Source organism: Chryseobacterium sp. WX (assembly GCF_029542485.1).
Taxonomy (GTDB): domain Bacteria; phylum Bacteroidota; class Bacteroidia; order Flavobacteriales; family Weeksellaceae; genus Chryseobacterium; species Chryseobacterium cucumeris.
Genome location: NZ_CP120710.1, coordinates 3,606,628 through 3,622,348, shown reverse-complemented (window position 1 = coordinate 3,622,348; position 15,721 = coordinate 3,606,628). Strand labels below are relative to the sequence as shown.

General features: G+C 39.5%; 8 protein-coding genes. All 8 read right to left on the bottom strand.

Annotated features, from left to right (window positions below; translation table 11 throughout):
* Positions 1-79: 79 nt before the first annotated feature.
* Positions 80-2,488, bottom strand: coding sequence for an endo-beta-N-acetylglucosaminidase H (locus tag PZ898_RS16330; protein WP_277693774.1), 2,409 nt, complete (start codon positions 2,486-2,488; stop codon positions 80-82).
* Between the two features lie 58 nt (positions 2,489-2,546).
* Entirely contained in the window at positions 2,547-4,697 is a 2,151-nt protein-coding gene (locus PZ898_RS16325; protein ID WP_065119597.1) for an endo-beta-N-acetylglucosaminidase H, read from the bottom strand.
* Between the two features lie 108 nt (positions 4,698-4,805).
* Positions 4,806-6,233 (bottom strand): glycoside hydrolase family 125 protein, encoded by a 1,428-nt coding sequence (locus PZ898_RS16320; RefSeq protein ID WP_277693773.1) that lies wholly within the window; start codon positions 6,231-6,233, stop codon positions 4,806-4,808.
* A gap of 31 nt (positions 6,234-6,264) precedes the next feature.
* A complete protein-coding gene (locus PZ898_RS16315; RefSeq protein ID WP_277693772.1) occupies positions 6,265-8,496 on the bottom strand; it encodes a GH92 family glycosyl hydrolase in 2,232 nt (743 codons plus the stop codon).
* Positions 8,497-8,624: 128 nt separating this feature from the next.
* Positions 8,625-9,596 (bottom strand): glycoside hydrolase family 130 protein, encoded by a 972-nt coding sequence (locus PZ898_RS16310; RefSeq protein ID WP_047376309.1) that lies wholly within the window; start codon positions 9,594-9,596, stop codon positions 8,625-8,627.
* A gap of 31 nt (positions 9,597-9,627) precedes the next feature.
* Positions 9,628-10,929 carry an MFS transporter gene (locus PZ898_RS16305; RefSeq protein ID WP_062673248.1) on the bottom strand — a complete coding sequence of 434 codons (1,302 nt, stop codon included), beginning with the start codon at positions 10,927-10,929 and terminating at the stop codon, positions 9,628-9,630.
* 173 nt (positions 10,930-11,102) lie between these two features.
* The gene (locus PZ898_RS16300; protein WP_277693771.1) at positions 11,103-12,728 is read right to left on the bottom strand and encodes a SusD/RagB family nutrient-binding outer membrane lipoprotein; all 1,626 of its coding nucleotides are present in this window, start codon (positions 12,726-12,728) and stop codon (positions 11,103-11,105) included.
* Positions 12,729-12,745: 17 nt separating this feature from the next.
* Positions 12,746-15,712: a SusC/RagA family TonB-linked outer membrane protein gene (locus PZ898_RS16295; RefSeq protein ID WP_277693770.1), complete on the bottom strand. Its 2,967-nt coding sequence runs from the start codon at positions 15,710-15,712 to the stop codon at positions 12,746-12,748.
* Positions 15,713-15,721 lie beyond the last annotated feature (9 nt).

Here is a 15,721-nt window from a genome sequence, read left to right as displayed (position 1 = left end):
AGAAGTCCACTTCTGTCTGTCTGCTTTGTATTTCAGACGCTATTTTATTAGTTCCGATAACTATTTCATTATCTGAATTTTACTTCACAATAATTTTACCGGTTGATATTACTTTACTGTTCGCAGATGTAATCTTGTAAATATAAGTACCACTGATTAAATCCTGCGTATTGACTGCATTATTATTTTGATTAATATTCTGTTTTTTGATCAATTTTCCTGAAGCATCATACAATGCCACTTCACTTGCAGAGTTGTCACTGATAGCAAAGTGAAGATCATTTCCTCGTTTCACAGGGTTCGGATAAACTGCGCTGTTGTCTTTCACAGATTCAACATCTTTCACTGCAAGATTAGAAGCACAGGCAACATCTGTTCTCCAGTTGGCATCTGTCATATTGATCAGGGTTGCAAAATGAGTGTTGGCCGTAGCATCCAAAGCTCCCATTCCACTTCCTTCATCCATTTTCCAGTTCGCTTCAAGACCTGTAGAATTGGCAGGAACATTACAGCTGTTACTTAAAATTTCCTGTGGTGTTAATGCCTTTTTCCAAACTCTGAATTCATCAAGAAAGCCGTTGAGTGTACGGGAATTGTCATAGTTTCTTCCCAGATAAAGAATTCCGTTTGCCGTAAAGTTACCCGTTACTGCAAAAGTAGCATCAAGATTACCATTGACATAAATTTTCATGGCTGTTCCGTCATAAGTAGCTGCTATATGATACCATGTATTGGTGTTGAATGAAGTATTCGTATTCAATTTCACCTGTGACGAACCAAAACTTAATATAAACTGCAGCTTATTATTCGCAAGGTTTCCGTCTCCGAAACGAAGCATCGCCGAGTTATTATCTCCTACTTCAACGCCCATTACCGATGAGATGTAAGGGAAAGCAGATTTAAATGAGTTTACTTTTACCCAACCTTCAAAGGTCACCGCGTTTCCACTCAGGTTAAATTGTCCTGCGTTAAGATAATGCGTGCTTCCGTTGAAAGCAAGAGATCTTGCACCCGGACTTGTAACCGGAGCGAAACCACTGTTGAATGATCCTTCTCCTGAATAAGTACTTGTAGTTCCTCCTGTACATGAAGCCTGTACTTTCCATACATAACTTGTATTAGGTGTCAGGTTTTGTAATGAATAGGAATTGGTTGTAATATTTGGAATTTCAGTCCAGGTTGTGGCAGCAGCAGTTTTATACTGTAATGTATATGAAGTTGCATTTCCGGCATCCCATGATAACTGAGCCGTATTACCAAGGAAACTTCCGGAAGTCAATCCTGATGGCGTAGTGCAGCCACTTCCGGAGTTAAACCTTGGTGCAAAAATATAAGTACTTGTTAATGTCGGTGAGCAGTTAGACTGGATTCTCCAATCGTAATTGGTATTCAGGGTAAGGTTGCTGATGACAATATTATTTCCTGAATAATTGTTGGCAACGTTTGTCCATACCGTTGAATTCGCTGGTTTATAATCAATATTGTAAGACTGAGAAGCATTGGAAGTCCAGTTCAGTTGAGCTGAAGTTCCTGTCACGTTGGAGACATCAAGCCCCAATGGCGGATCACAAGCCTGTCCCTGTGACCATGAATACAACTGACCACTTAAGAGTGTATTTTCATTATAAAGAATATTGGATCCTGTACTCAGGTAGCTGGCTACATTGGTTCCCGGCAGATCGTACCACATAAACACGCCGTATTGATCATTCTTTGTACTGTTCGCTAAGCTTGCCAGTGTAGTGGCAGAAGTTGAACTTGGATTCGAGTTCTGTATCCAGGTTGCCGCTGCAGAGATTTTAGATTTATCAAGAGGTGGAACAACAGGCGCATTGTAAGTACTGTACATGGCGTTCCAGGTGTAATTGATATAATTTCCTGCTAAATCTCCATTATACGTTTGTCTGGTTGTAGCCGGACCGTAGTAGTAGAATGTAATCAGTTTATCCGGCATTGCAGCTTTAAGCTCCTGTAATAACATAACAAAAGAACTGTTATTAGGCTGTCCTGTTCCGTTATTTCCGTATCCTGCATATTCATCATCAAGGTCTACTCCATCCAGGCCGTAGGTGTAAACGGTATGAGCAACCTGCAGAGCGAAATCTTTAGCCGCTTCACGGTTAGGGAAATTGGAAATTCCAGCTCCCTGGTGGTTTCCTAAAAGATCCAGCAATACTTTTATTCCTTTTTGCTGTAAAGGTTTTACGTAGGTATTGACATCATTCAGAACTTTGGTAACGTTGTTATTATTTGAGATATAAGCACGGTTTTTAGAAACATCATAGTTGATATTCGCTGCAAAAATAATAGCAACATCAAAAAGCTGTCTGTTGGTATTCTGCAGAGTATACGAGCCTGCATTCAGCATATTGTTGTTGTTCACTTCCACATAACAGACTCCCAAAGGATTAAGCTGCTGTGCCTTGAGTGCCGGAGCTGATTGAAGCATCAAGGCCATTAAGGGAATAAAAAAGGATTTTTTTCTCATAGTATATCAATTTTGTAGTAGAAAAAATCATTGGGCCGAAGCCCAATGACGGGGGTTATTATTTTACAATTAGTTTTTCGGATTGTTTCAGGCTTCCATCATGAGATTCAAACTGAACAATGTAGTTTCCTGCCGGAATTCTGCTCAATTCATATTGATTATCTCCTGAGTTCAGTGATTTTGTGTCTACGATTCTTCCGTTAAAATCATAAATTGTCAATTTTCCTTTGCTGTATTCATCAGGAACAGAAACTGTCAGTAATGAAGATTTGCTTGCCGGATTAGGATATAATTTGATTTGATTTTTAATGCTTGTCTCTCCGACATTGACCGCCTTTTGCCCTGCAGTTCTTGCTAATGCTGAACTTCCTGTTGTACATGGCAGATCTGTTCCCCAGTTAGAAGAATCAACTCCCGTTAACGTTAAAGTCACACCATTTCCTGAAGTATCCTGAACTGTAGAACCACTTCCTTCGTTAAACTTCCAATACGCAGCCAGTGAAGTTGCCGGAACGGATACATTACACATATTCTGACTGATTTCGGTTTGGCTCAATGCGCGCTTCCAAACTCTTACTTCATCTATTTTACCATTGAAATTTCTGGAAGTATTATATAAATATCCTACGTTAAATGCACCAGTTGAATTCACACTTCCTGTTTGTGCTTTAGTGGCATCCAGAACACCGTTGATATAAATTTTCATATTGGATCCATCGTAAGTAGCTGCTACATGATACCAGGTATTGGCATTCAAAGCAGTAGCAGAAGCCAGTTTTTGCTGTACATTATTAATACTTACCACAAACTGGAGTTTATTATTCGCCAGACTGGCATCTCCTAATCGTAAGAATGCAGAATTGCTGTCGCTTACTTCTGTTCCCATGATAGAAGAAATATATGGTGACGCAGATTTGAATGATGAAGGTTTTATCCATCCTTCAAAAGATAGTGCAGACCCACTTAGATTCATACTTCCGGCCGCTCCTGATTCAGTACTTCCATCCAAAGACAGAGCATAGGATCCTGTAGGAGTTGTTCCTGAAGTGCTTGTAAATCTTGGAGCAAACATATAGGCGCTTTTCACACTGCAGTTGGTTCTGATTCTCCAGTCATATTCAGTATTGGCTGTTAATCCGGAAATGGTTACGGAAGTGGAGCTCGTTGCTGTTACTGCATTCGTCCATGTTGTTGAAGAAGCAGGTTTATAATCAATATCATAAGTATTGGTTCCTACGGCTGACCAGTTTAGTTTTGCGCTTGTTCCTGTAAGATTGCTTGTGTACAATCCGATAGGGGCATCACAATTGGTTCCTTGTGTCCAGGATTGTAAAGTACCGCTTAAAACGGTTGGTTCTCCATATAATGTCTGAGTTCCTGCTGAAAGCTGTGATGTTTCATTAGTTCCATGTAAATCATACCACATGAATACTCCATAACCGCCATTTTTTGTTTGAGTTGCCAGGCTGGTGGTGGTAGAATTGGAAGTATTTCCCATCCATACGGCAGCAGGAGAGATTTGTGCTTTGGTAAGAGGTGGTACATTTGGAGCAGAAAATGTTCCGTACATGGCATTCCAGCTGTAATTGACATTATCTCCTACTCTGGCTCCGTTCCAGGAAAGTCTTGAAGCAGCAGGGCCGTAGTAATAGAATGAAATAATCTTATTCGGCAATAACGCTCTAAGCTCCTGAACAAGCATTACAAAAGAGCTGTCATTAGGCTGTCCTGTTCCGTTATTTCCGTATTCAGAATATTCATCATCAAAATCAATTCCATCAAGACCGTAGGTATTCACTGTATTGGCAAGCTGCAGAGCAAAGTCTTTTGCGGCTTCACGGGTAGGAAAATTACAGATCCCGGCCCCTTGGTGATTCCCTAAAATAGTCAGTACTACTTTCATTCCCTTTTGCTGAAGTGGCTTTATGTAAGTATCTGCATTAGTAAGAACCTTGGTTACGTTATTATTGGAATACAGATATGCTCTACCACGGCTGGTATCATAATTAATATTGGCCGCAAAAATATTCACCACATTAAACAGGTAGCTGTTCGATGTCTGCAGTTTATACGCTCCCGCATTCAGGAGGTTGTTATTATTCACTTCCACATAGCATATTCCGGTAGGATTAAGCTGTTGTGCGTTAATCAGAGAACCAGACTGAAGCATCATGGCAATCAGTGCGGTAAAGATGGATTTTTTTTTCATTGTATAATTTTTTTAAGGTGTTTTGGTGTCTGAATTTTATATAGCAATCCCCTTATTCCTTCTTTTTCGGGAAGGAATCAATGATAAAAAGCCATATAAAAGGGTGTGCTATGTCAGTAGCTCTGGGTTTTCGTTAAAGGTTTTCCATAACAATTCTCCAAATAAGGTATTGGCCCATGCAAACCATTCTCTGGTGAACTTTTTAGAGTCGTCTTTATGGAAGGATTCATGCATAAAGCCTGTTCCTCCGTGCGTTTTCTGTAAGGTATCTATGCACCATCTGATCTCACTTTTGTCTTTGGTAGTGAGTGCCTTCATTATGATACTCATTGGCCAGATCATGTCAAGTCCGATATGCGGACCTCCTATTCCTTCTGCCAGCTTACCTTTGAAGAAGAACGGGTTGTTTTCTGACCACACAAATTTTCTTGTATTCAAATACACAGGGTCATCAGCTTTCACCGCATCCAGATAAGGTAGTCCCAGCAGGCTTGGACAGTTCGCATCATCCATCAGGTTATAGCTTCCAAAGCCATTTACTTCAAAAGCATATATTTTTCCAAATTCAGGATGATTGTAAATTCCATATTTTTTGATGGCTGTTTCTACCTCATCAGCAAGGCTGTTCAATTGTTGAGCCAACGTTTTTTCATTTTTAATCTGAGCAACCATTTCCGCAGCCTGGCGTAAGCTTACCACCGCAAATAAGTTGGAAGGGATCAGGAATCCGTAGATGGTAGCATCATCACTTGGACGGAACATAGAGCTGATCAATCCTACAGGTTTCGTTGGATAACCATATCCCCCCATAGGAACTCCGTCTGTTGCCCAAGCCGTTGTACGCTCGAATTTGTAAGGTCCTAAATCGTGTTTTCTCTGCTGTTCTGTAAAGGTCTGCAGGGTAAGTTTGATTCCTTTCAGCCAGTTCGCATCAAAAGGTTTTGTATCTCCTGTAGTTTTCCAGAAGTGGTAGGCCAAACGGATAGGATAGCAAAGCGAGTCGATTTCCCATTTTCTTTCATGGGTGCCCGGCTTCATATCGGTATGGTCATATTCTTTCCATTTACTGATCTTCTGATCATCGTTATAGAAAGCATTGGCATAAGGATCTTTCAGGATGAAAGTAGTCTGTTTGTGGATTACTCCTGAGATCAGCTTATGTAGTTTTTCGTCTTTTTTTGAAAACTGCAGATAAGGAAAAACCTGTGCGGAACTGTCACGAAGCCACATGGCATCAATATCCCCGGTGATCACATAGGTATCCGGTATTCCTCCGGTTTCCGTATAATAAACAGTAGTATCCAATGTATTCGGGAAGCAGTTTTCAAAAAGCCAGCTCAGCTCTTTGTTTTTCACTTTCTTTTTAAACGCGGCAATAGCACTTTCTACGGATTCGCTGGTAAAATGTCTTTTATCTTTAGGAACACGGACAACAGGAAAATCGTCCAGCACTAAATTTTTAGCAAAAACATTTTGAGTAAACAGCAATCCGGCTCCTGCCAATGCACTTGTTTTAATAAAATTTCTCCTTTCCATTGATATTTTGTTTCGTTTATTTTTATGAGTCTTATTTTACTGGTTTGCTTCCCATTACGAATCTCAATTCACCACCGTTCATGATATCACTGTGATTCAGCTCCCAGCTTTTGTATTCTTTACCGTTCAGGAACATTTTCTGTACATAGATATTCTTGTCGGATATCTTGTCAGCGATCACGGTAAAAGTTTTTCCATTTTCTAATTTTAATGATGCTTTCGGGAATTGTGGTGCACCGATGGCATAAACAGGTTTCCCCGGTGTCACAGGATAGAATCCTAATGATGAGAAGATATACCATGCTGACATCTGGCCGCAGTCTTCATTATTGACAATTCCGTCTGGTTTCGCCGCGTACATATTGTCGCGGATATATTTTACCATTTTCTGAGTCTTGTAAGGACTTCCTGCATAGTTGTACAGGTATGGAACATGATGACCAGGCTCATCCCCGAATCCTAAAGATCCGATGAATCCTGAGATATCAACATGTTGTTCTCCTTCCATATGAAGTGCTTCTGTGAAGGTTTTATCCAGTTTTTCTTCAAATCCTTTTTTCCCTCCGTACAGATTCATCATTTCATCAATCTGATGAGGAACAAAGAAGTCGTACGCCCAGATGTTTCCGGAAACCCAGTGTGGCTGAAGTTTTTTCCAATCGTTAAGAGTAAAATCTGCTAAGAATTTACCGTCTTTTTGTCTTGGCCAGAAGTGATTATTTTCTTTATTGAAGGTATTCAGGAAGTTCATAGAACGTTTTTTATATACTTCCGATTCTTCTTTTTTACCTAATTTTTCTGCAAGCTGCTGAATACACCAGTCATCATATGAATATTCTAATGTTGCAGAAACTGAAGCTCCGTTTTCTGATGGAGTATAGCCTAATTTGATATAATCATTAAGACCGCCACCACCATCGCTGCTGCTCATTTTATCTGTTAAAGAAGCATCTTTCATCGCGGCAAATGCTTTTTCTGCATCAATACCCGGAACTCCTTTTGAAATGGCATCCCAGATTACCGAGGTACTGTGATATCCTAACATACAGAAGTTATCATATCCGCAAAGCTCCCAGATCGGCATGTGATCTTTACGATCTGTATATCTGCTGATCAGGGAATTGGCAAATTCTTTTGTATGTTTTTGATCCATAATAGTCAATAATGGATGTGTTGCCCTGAATCCATCCCAGTAAGAATACGTACTGTAGTTGGTAAACCATTTGGCATTCATGTTTTCCTGAGCGGCAACATAATCTCCATTCACGTCCATATATAAATTCGGTGCAATGAAGGTATGGTAAACTCCGGTATAGAAAATTTTTCTCTGGCTATCCGTTCCTCCTGTCACCTGAAATCTGCCGATCAGATCTCTCCAGGTTTTTTGGGCTGTTTCTTTTGCTTTGGCAAAATCAACATTTGTTGCTTCCGTATCAAAATTTTCCTGTGCATTTTCTGTACTCACCGGAGATAGAGATACTTTTACTTCAATGCTTTCCTGATCTTCTGTGGAAAATCTCACAAAAGCTTTCGCATCTTTGGCAAGGGCAATTTTTTCATCATTTTTGATTTTTCCGTCAGCATAAACACCGTAAGACTTAAACGGTTTGGAAAACTCCATCACGAAGTAAGCAAACCGTTTACCTCCCCAGCCATTGCTGTAGCAGTATCCTTTGATTTTATTATTGCCTTCCACACTTACTAAAGTATGGTAGATATTTCCGAAGATTTTGTTGGTAGGATCAATAATGATATTAGCTTCACTACTTTTCGGGAAAGTATATTTATGAAATCCGACTCTTGGAGAAGCGGTCAGCTCTGCTTTGATTCCATAGCTGTCCAGCATTACAGAATAATACCCCGGAGACGCTATTTCTTTATCGTGCGTAAATTTTGAACGGTATCCTGTTTCCGGTTTATCTTCTGATCCTGGAACCATTTTAATCTGCCCTACGGTAGGCATTACCAGAATATCTCCAAGGTCTGCCCAACCCGTTCCACTCAAATGGTTATGGCTGAATCCCATAATCGTTTTGCTGCTGTAGTGGTATCCTGAGCACCAGTCCCAGTCGCCACTTTTTGTATTCTGATCCGGACTCAGCTGTATCATTCCAAATGGCGTGGTTGCCCCAGGAAAAGTATGCCCATGTCCTCCTGTGCCTATGAAAGGATCTACCCAGGATAAAACATCGTTTTTATTTTGCTGGGCACTAGCTACAGAAATCAGGGTGGTAAAAAAGCAGATTAACAGTTCTTTTTTCATGATAAGAGAGGTATCGGAGATTTTTTTATTTAAAAGTTGGTTTAAAAATAGGAAAACCATTATAAAATTCCCAGCAAACGGAAAAATTAAGATGATTAACCTATTTTCCTAAACTTTATATTACTGTATTAAATTGAATTCTTTTTCATAAAATCAATGATTTCTGAGATATATCCAAAGGCAATCGCAACTACGGTATCAGCAGCACCATAATATACTGTTACTTTGTCTCCTTCAGTCAATGCTGCACAAGGGAAAACCACATTGGGTACATCTCCTGTCAGTTCATACAATTCAGCCGGAGCCAATAAATAAGGCTTCGTTCTGTACAACACTTTTGTAGGATCTTCAAGATCAAGCAAAGCAGCTCCCATTGAATATCTGAATCCTCTGCAGGTATTGATCACGCCATGATAGAAAAGCAGCCATCCTTCCTCTGTTTTGATAGGAACCGGCCCTCCTCCGATTTTAGTACACTGCCATGCACTGTCTTCGAAAGGCGTTACTTTCATCACGCAACGGTGTTCACCCCAGTATTTCATATCAGGGCTATAGCTGATATAAATATCTCCGAAAGGTGTATGTCCATTATCACTCGGACGGCTCAACATGGCATATTTACCATTGATTTTCTCAGGGAATAAAACACCATTTCTGTTGAATGGAAGAAAGGCATTTTCACACTGAAAAAATTCTTTAAAATCAAAAGTATACCCAATTCCGATGGTAGGTCCATTGTATCCGTTGCACCAGGTGATCCAGTAGCGGTCTTCAATAAAAGTTACACGTGGATCGTATTTGTAATCGGATTCAATCATATCCGTATTTCCTGCCTGCATTTCAATAGGGTCATGATTGATATCCCAATTGATTCCGTCTTTACTGAAACCAGCAAAAATATTCATCTGTACTGCCTTGTTGTCGCAACGGAACACTCCGGCAAATCCGTCCTCAAAAGGAATTACGGCACTGTTGAATATACTGTTGGATGTTGGTATAGCGTATCTGTTAATGATCGGGTTTTCGGAAAACCTCCACATGATATCATTACAACCTTCCGGGCGATCCTGCCAAGGGATCATTACTGATTGAGCTGTCATAAAGTATTTTTTACTTTTTTATTTTTAATTATTATGAATTGATTTGTTGTTCTTTCTGATTTTCCGGATGAGGAAAAGGAACAAATAAAGTGACCAAAAATGCAGGAATGGTAGCAATCAAGACCCAGATAAAGAAAATTTTGTATCCGATCCAGTCACTGATCGTTCCACTGATCATTCCGGGAATCATTACGCCAAGATTCATAATCCCTGTTGCAAATGCGTAATGTGCCGTTTTGTGTTTTCCGGGTGCAATCTGCTGCATCATGTAGAGCATTAGTCCCACAAAACCAAATCCGTAACCGAAATATTCCACTACCACCGCAATTCCTACCGGTAAAAGATCTGCCGGCTGATAATAAGCCAGTAATGCATAGACCACAAATGGAATATTGAATGCACAGCATAGCCATATCAAAGATCTTTTCAATCCGCGGGCTGAGATAAAATACCCTGCCAATACGGACCCCAGGATGAATGCTGCAGAACCATATGTCCCATAAATAAGCCCGATATCGGAAGTAGATAATCCTAATCCTCCTAATGTTCTTGGAGCTTTAAAAAATAAAGGCGCAATTTTGATCGCAAATCCTTCTGCAAAACGGTACAGAATTATAAAGAGGATACACCATAGAATTTTCTTTTTGGTGAAGAAAGAGGTAATCACTTCCAATAGTTCCTGACGAACATTTCCGGCAGTCTTTCCATCTTTCCGTTCTTCTTTGTTTTCCTTCGGCAGAATGAAATAGTGGTAAATAGCCAGTACAAAAAAGAGTAATGCATAGATCACCATAATGATCATCCAGGCATGGGTTACCCCTTTTGTCTTTTCTAAAACCCCGGCAAAATAAACGAGTGCTCCACTGCTGATAATCTTCGCCAGGTTGTAAAAAGCACCTTGCCATCCAATATACTTTGCCTGCTCTTTATTGGTCAAAAACCCAATATACGTTCCGTCTGCTACCACATCATGGGTAGCTCCGCAAAATGCAACTATCGCAAAAAGGGCAATACTGTATTTGAAAAAAGCATGCATTGGCAGGCTTAAGGCCACTAATGCAAACAGAATTCCTATCGCAAACTGAGTAAAAACAACGAAGAATTTTTTGGTTTTATAGATCTCCAGAAAAGGGCTCCAAAGAGGTTTTAATGTCCAGGAGAACATGATAAGGGCAGTCCAGAAAGTAATCTGCGAGTCCGAAACCCCCATATCTTTATACATGATTCCTGAAACCGCATTAATGGTTACAAAGGGCACTCCCATTGCAAAATATAATGTTGAAATCCAAAGAATCGGCTGAATCCGACGGGTTCCGGAGTTGTTTTTTCCCATATTTAAAATAAGATTCTAAATAAAAGAGAACATCTCAAAAATACATTCAGGCTAAAAAAACGAAACTATAAATTTTTTGGAGATTCTACTCTATTCTCCCGCCTTAATGAATGCATCAAATAAAAATCTGATCTTGAGATGTCTCTTTATTAATGAGTGATTCTGAATATTTTTTATTTCTTATCCCACCAAAGTTTTGTACCTCCGGTATCAGGACCGTTCAGCATTTGAGCAGCTTGCTGGTAATTATATAATGACGTTTTGGTATCAATAGTAAAAGGAATTCTCCTTATCATTGCTTCTGTACTGATGGCTCCGCCGCTATCATTTTTTCTTACCTTGAAAAGAACCGGATATCCTGTTCTTCTCTGCTCAGCCCATGCTTCCGGTCCGTTTGGATAAAGAGAAAGCCATTTTTGGGTAATAATTCTTTCTAATTTTCTTTCGTTGGTATCGCCGTTATTCCACGCAATCGTAATAGTACTTAACTGGGGGTTTCCAACAAGTACGTTATTGTCTGCATTTTTCGGATCAATATAAGGTGCTTCAGTAGAAGTATTATCGGCAAGATAAGCAGCAACATTAGCACTTTTCCCCCATTCCCCGAAAGACTGCTGAACTCCGGTTGTATAGTTGGTTTGAATATCTCCTGCTCCTGCATATCCTCTCAAAGCAGCTTCAGCTCTAAGGAACCATGTTTCTGCAGCGGTGAATAATTTCATTTTACCATCGGTACCGGAAAAATAATCTCCGCTGGCAGATTTTGCCTGTGGCTGCGAGAACCCTCCGTATGTTGATTTACCATTTAATAAATCAATACCCTGACGTATTCCTATATATTTTCCCTGTAAGCTTGGGTCAGATGCAGGAATAGCATATGCCGGAAGTCTTGGGTCATTGTATCCGTTCATATATGCCATCAAAGGGGCTCCGATCAGACAATCTCCCCATGAGTAAATAATAAAACTCAATTCTGACTGTCCTACACTGATCAACGCATTATCTGCATTGTCAGTAATCAATCCTGCAGGTGAAGCTAGTGCTTCTTCTGCATATTGTTTAGATTTTGCAGGATCAGCATAGCTCATTCTCATGGCTAACCTCAGCTTTAATGAATTGGCAAATTTTGCCCATTGAGCCATATTTCCGCCATATACTAAATCTGCTTTTTTCAATGCCGATTTATCTTCTACATTCTGTGTTGCTGACATGGCAATTACTTTCTGCAAATCGTTAATAGCTGCAGTAAGATCAGCAATAAAATAGTTGTAGGCTTCCTGTTGAGAATCAAAATCAGTTACTCCATTCGGATTGGGTTTTTCATATTTGCTGTAAACTACAGGGCCATGACTGTCTGAAACTCTTGCGGCTGTAATGACTTTCAAAATCTTTTTTACAGCAAATGTTCCTGTAAAATCTACTCCTTTATAGATTTCCTTAGCCGTATTATCAATAATAAGAGAGTAATTGAAAATATCCTGTTGTCTGGCAATAATTCTGTTATTCCATCCATCCATCATTGAATAGGTTAGATTATTTACCCCTCCGTTAAATGGTGTTGCTGTACTGAACATTCCACTGTACATATCTGCACTAAGGTTAGGGTACAGCTGATAATCTGACTGTAATCCTCTCTGCATGGATTTCATGGGATCAACAACAGCGATGAAATCAGCGTAAAAATTTTCAGGACCTCCTGCTTTTTCCTGATTATACTGTTCAAAGTCATTAGTACATCCTGAAGCAGAAAATAACAGTACAGCTCCGAATGCCAATATTTTAATATGATTGATTTTCATTTTCTTAATTGTAAAAGTTAAAAGTTAGCTTTTAATGATAATCCAATAGATCGGGTAACCGGTAATCCGAATGAATCTACCCCTACTCCACCAGGTGTATTTCCTGATACCTGCTCAGGATCAAATGGTGCTTTTTTGTAGAAGAAAAATAAGTTGGTTCCTACTAAGCTTACGGTTGCGTTTCTCATATATTTAGATTGAATATCAAAAGTATATGAAATGGAAGCCTGGCGTAAACGTATTGTTGTAGCACTGTACAGATAGGCTTCATCAATACCTTTTCCAAACCCTTCTGTTGTTCCTACTGCTTTATAGTAATCTTTTGCATTAGTTAAACCCGTGTAAGCCTGTCCCGCATTTGGTGTTCCTGGTGCATATACTGCATTTGGAATAGATACCCCGCCTGCATCTCTTGCATCAGCTGTAGACTGACTAACTCCATAGATATCGTTTGCTTTTTCTGTAAGGGAAAGTACCTTCCCTCCAAATTTACCATCAATAAGGAAAGAGATTCCCAGCTTACCAATGTTAAAGGAGTTATTGAATCCCATAATAAACTTAGGGTTCGGATTACCCAGATAAGAAGGAGTACCTTCTGCTAATGGGATTCCTTTTTCATTCACTAAAATACGTCCCTGATCATCTCTTTTGAACTTAATTCCGTAAAGATCACCAAAAGATCCTCCTAATTTCAGTTTAGTGTATTCCCCTCCACCTGTTAATGAGAAAAGTTGGTTTTCTGATATAGGTAAGCTTGGTGGAAATAATTCAACAATAGTATTTTTGTTAGCCGATGCATTTAATGTAGTTGTCCATCCAAATTTTTCTGAACTGAAGACCTTATATGACAATGAAGATTCAAAACCTGTATTTCGGATTTTTCCTGCGTTGATATAATATGATCCAGGAGCTATTCCTCCGAAATAAGAATCTATTTTTGTTTCTAACAATTGATTACTCGTATTGGAGTTGTAGTAAGTAATATCAAAACTTAATTTATTACTAAACATCCTTAGCTCTGTTCCAACTTCAAAAGTTTTATTAAATTCAGGTTTCGGAAACAGGTCTTTATACTTAGGATCAGTAATGAATGAACTCTTTGGAAACACAAGTGTTCCCGCATCTACGCCAACAGTATATCCTTTATTATATTCAATCATAGCATTGGAAATATTGGTAGGCAACCCTAATCCTACCGTTGCATAAGATCCTCTTACTTTCCAGAAACTAATGACTTCCGGAAGTTTGAAAACAGAAGATAATACAGCATTAGCTCCTACAGATTCATAGTCAAATCCCGTTCTCCCTGTTAAGGCCAGACTGGAATCCCAGTCATTTCTAAAAGTCATATCCACATAAAACATATTTTTATACCCTACTGTAGCACTTGCAAATACAGATTGTACCTGCTTCTTCATATTGGTATAGATATTATGATATCCATCACCAGGGGATCTTTTTTTACCCCATTCAAGATTACTCACAGTGAAAAGGTTAGGGTTTGTCAGATATGCGTTATCAATTTGTCCTATTTTATTTCTTGTTGTATTGATACTTCCTCCTAACGTAAAATCTAAAGAGAAAGACTCACTAATTTTAGGACTACCGATAAGCAACGCGTCCCCATATGTTGAAGAGTTTTCATAGGTATTCTTAAGAATTCTTCCATTAATTCCTTCCTTAACAGCCAGTAAAGTAGGTGCTGAAAAAGCAGCAATATCACGCTGACTGTCTGAAATATTCCAGCTATAATTTCCTCTTACTCTTGCCGTTAACCAGGGATTGATCTGGTAAGATAATGAAAGCGCTCCATAGGTATTTTTATTGCTTACAGTAACCGGATTACGGTTTAAAATCCAATAAGGGTTCTGTGTTGGAGGGTTTCCTTTAAAACTTCCATCGGGATTAACCTCCCACCAGTTTTGAGCAGGTAAAAATCTTTCTTTATTTAAGTAAGTGTAATTATCTGGACCATACTGATCAAAATCTACACCTCTTGGCAACCAGTACAAACTCGTCAAAGGAGAAAAAGATGCTCCGGGAGTCTGTCTGTTCTTACTTTCCTGTAATGAACCGATGAAGTTGGCATCTAATGTTAATTTATCATCCAGAAACTTACTTGAATTTCTGAAAGAAACGTTATACTGATCAAAATAAGACATGGGAACCACTCCTTTGTTGGTGGTATTTCCGATTGAGAAATAACTTGTTGATCTCTCATTTCCTGACTGAAAAGAAAGGCTATTTACCCAAGTTGTTCCTGTCTGAAGGAAGTCTTTAAGATAATCTTTAGAAGATCCTTTTGCGCCCCAGCTTTCTACCGACTGTCCCGGCTGTGATCCCGATACAGAAGGGTCATAAGACAGATAACTGTGCTGTAGTTTTGGAAGACTATAAGCCCTGTCCACTGTAAGGCTGGAGCTGTAAGTAATTGAACTTTTCCCTGCACGTCCTTTTTTAGTCGTAATCAGGATAGCTCCGTTACCTCCGGCAGAACCGTACAATGCAGAAGCAGAAGCTCCTTTCAGGAAGTTGATGCTTTCAATATCATCAGGATTGATGGAGCTCAATACATCCCCCGGATCCGGCATATTGGAATACTGTCCGATATCTGCTGATTTTCCTGTTCCGTTGATAATAGGAATACCATCAATCACATACAGTGGCTGTGCACTGTTGACAGATTTATCTCCTCTCATGACCACCCTTACGGAGCTACCTACACCATTGGTTCTGTTGATCTGCACATTGGAAACTTTTCCGTTGATCGAATTTAATAGATTGGGAGTTTTCACTTCTGTAAGCTCATCCCCGCCAATCTGTTGACTGGAATACGTCAAAGAGCGGGCCTGCCTTTTTATCCCCAAAGAGGTGACCACGACCTCCTCAATACTGGTTGTCTTCGTAGTGTCGGCTGTTTTTTTCTCCTGTGCATTCGCAGTAAGTGAAAAAACGAACAGAACGGGTATAACTGCTTTTCTCATAAGGTATAG

Bases quoted from the DNA above. Each gene is read 5' to 3' on its own strand.
- PZ898_RS16330 (WP_277693774.1), bottom strand. From the start codon at position 2,488: ATGAGAAAAAAATCCTTTTTTATTCCCTTAATGGCCTTGATGCTTCAA.
- PZ898_RS16325 (WP_065119597.1), bottom strand. From the start codon at position 4,697: ATGAAAAAAAAATCCATCTTTACCGCACTGATTGCCATGATGCTTCAG.
- PZ898_RS16320 (WP_277693773.1), bottom strand. From the start codon at position 6,233: ATGGAAAGGAGAAATTTTATTAAAACAAGTGCATTGGCAGGAGCCGGA.
- PZ898_RS16315 (WP_277693772.1), bottom strand. From the start codon at position 8,496: ATGAAAAAAGAACTGTTAATCTGCTTTTTTACCACCCTGATTTCTGTA.
- PZ898_RS16310 (WP_047376309.1), bottom strand. From the start codon at position 9,596: ATGACAGCTCAATCAGTAATGATCCCTTGGCAGGATCGCCCGGAAGGT.
- PZ898_RS16305 (WP_062673248.1), bottom strand. From the start codon at position 10,929: ATGGGAAAAAACAACTCCGGAACCCGTCGGATTCAGCCGATTCTTTGG.
- PZ898_RS16300 (WP_277693771.1), bottom strand. From the start codon at position 12,728: ATGAAAATCAATCATATTAAAATATTGGCATTCGGAGCTGTACTGTTA.
- PZ898_RS16295 (WP_277693770.1), bottom strand. From the start codon at position 15,712: ATGAGAAAAGCAGTTATACCCGTTCTGTTCGTTTTTTCACTTACTGCG.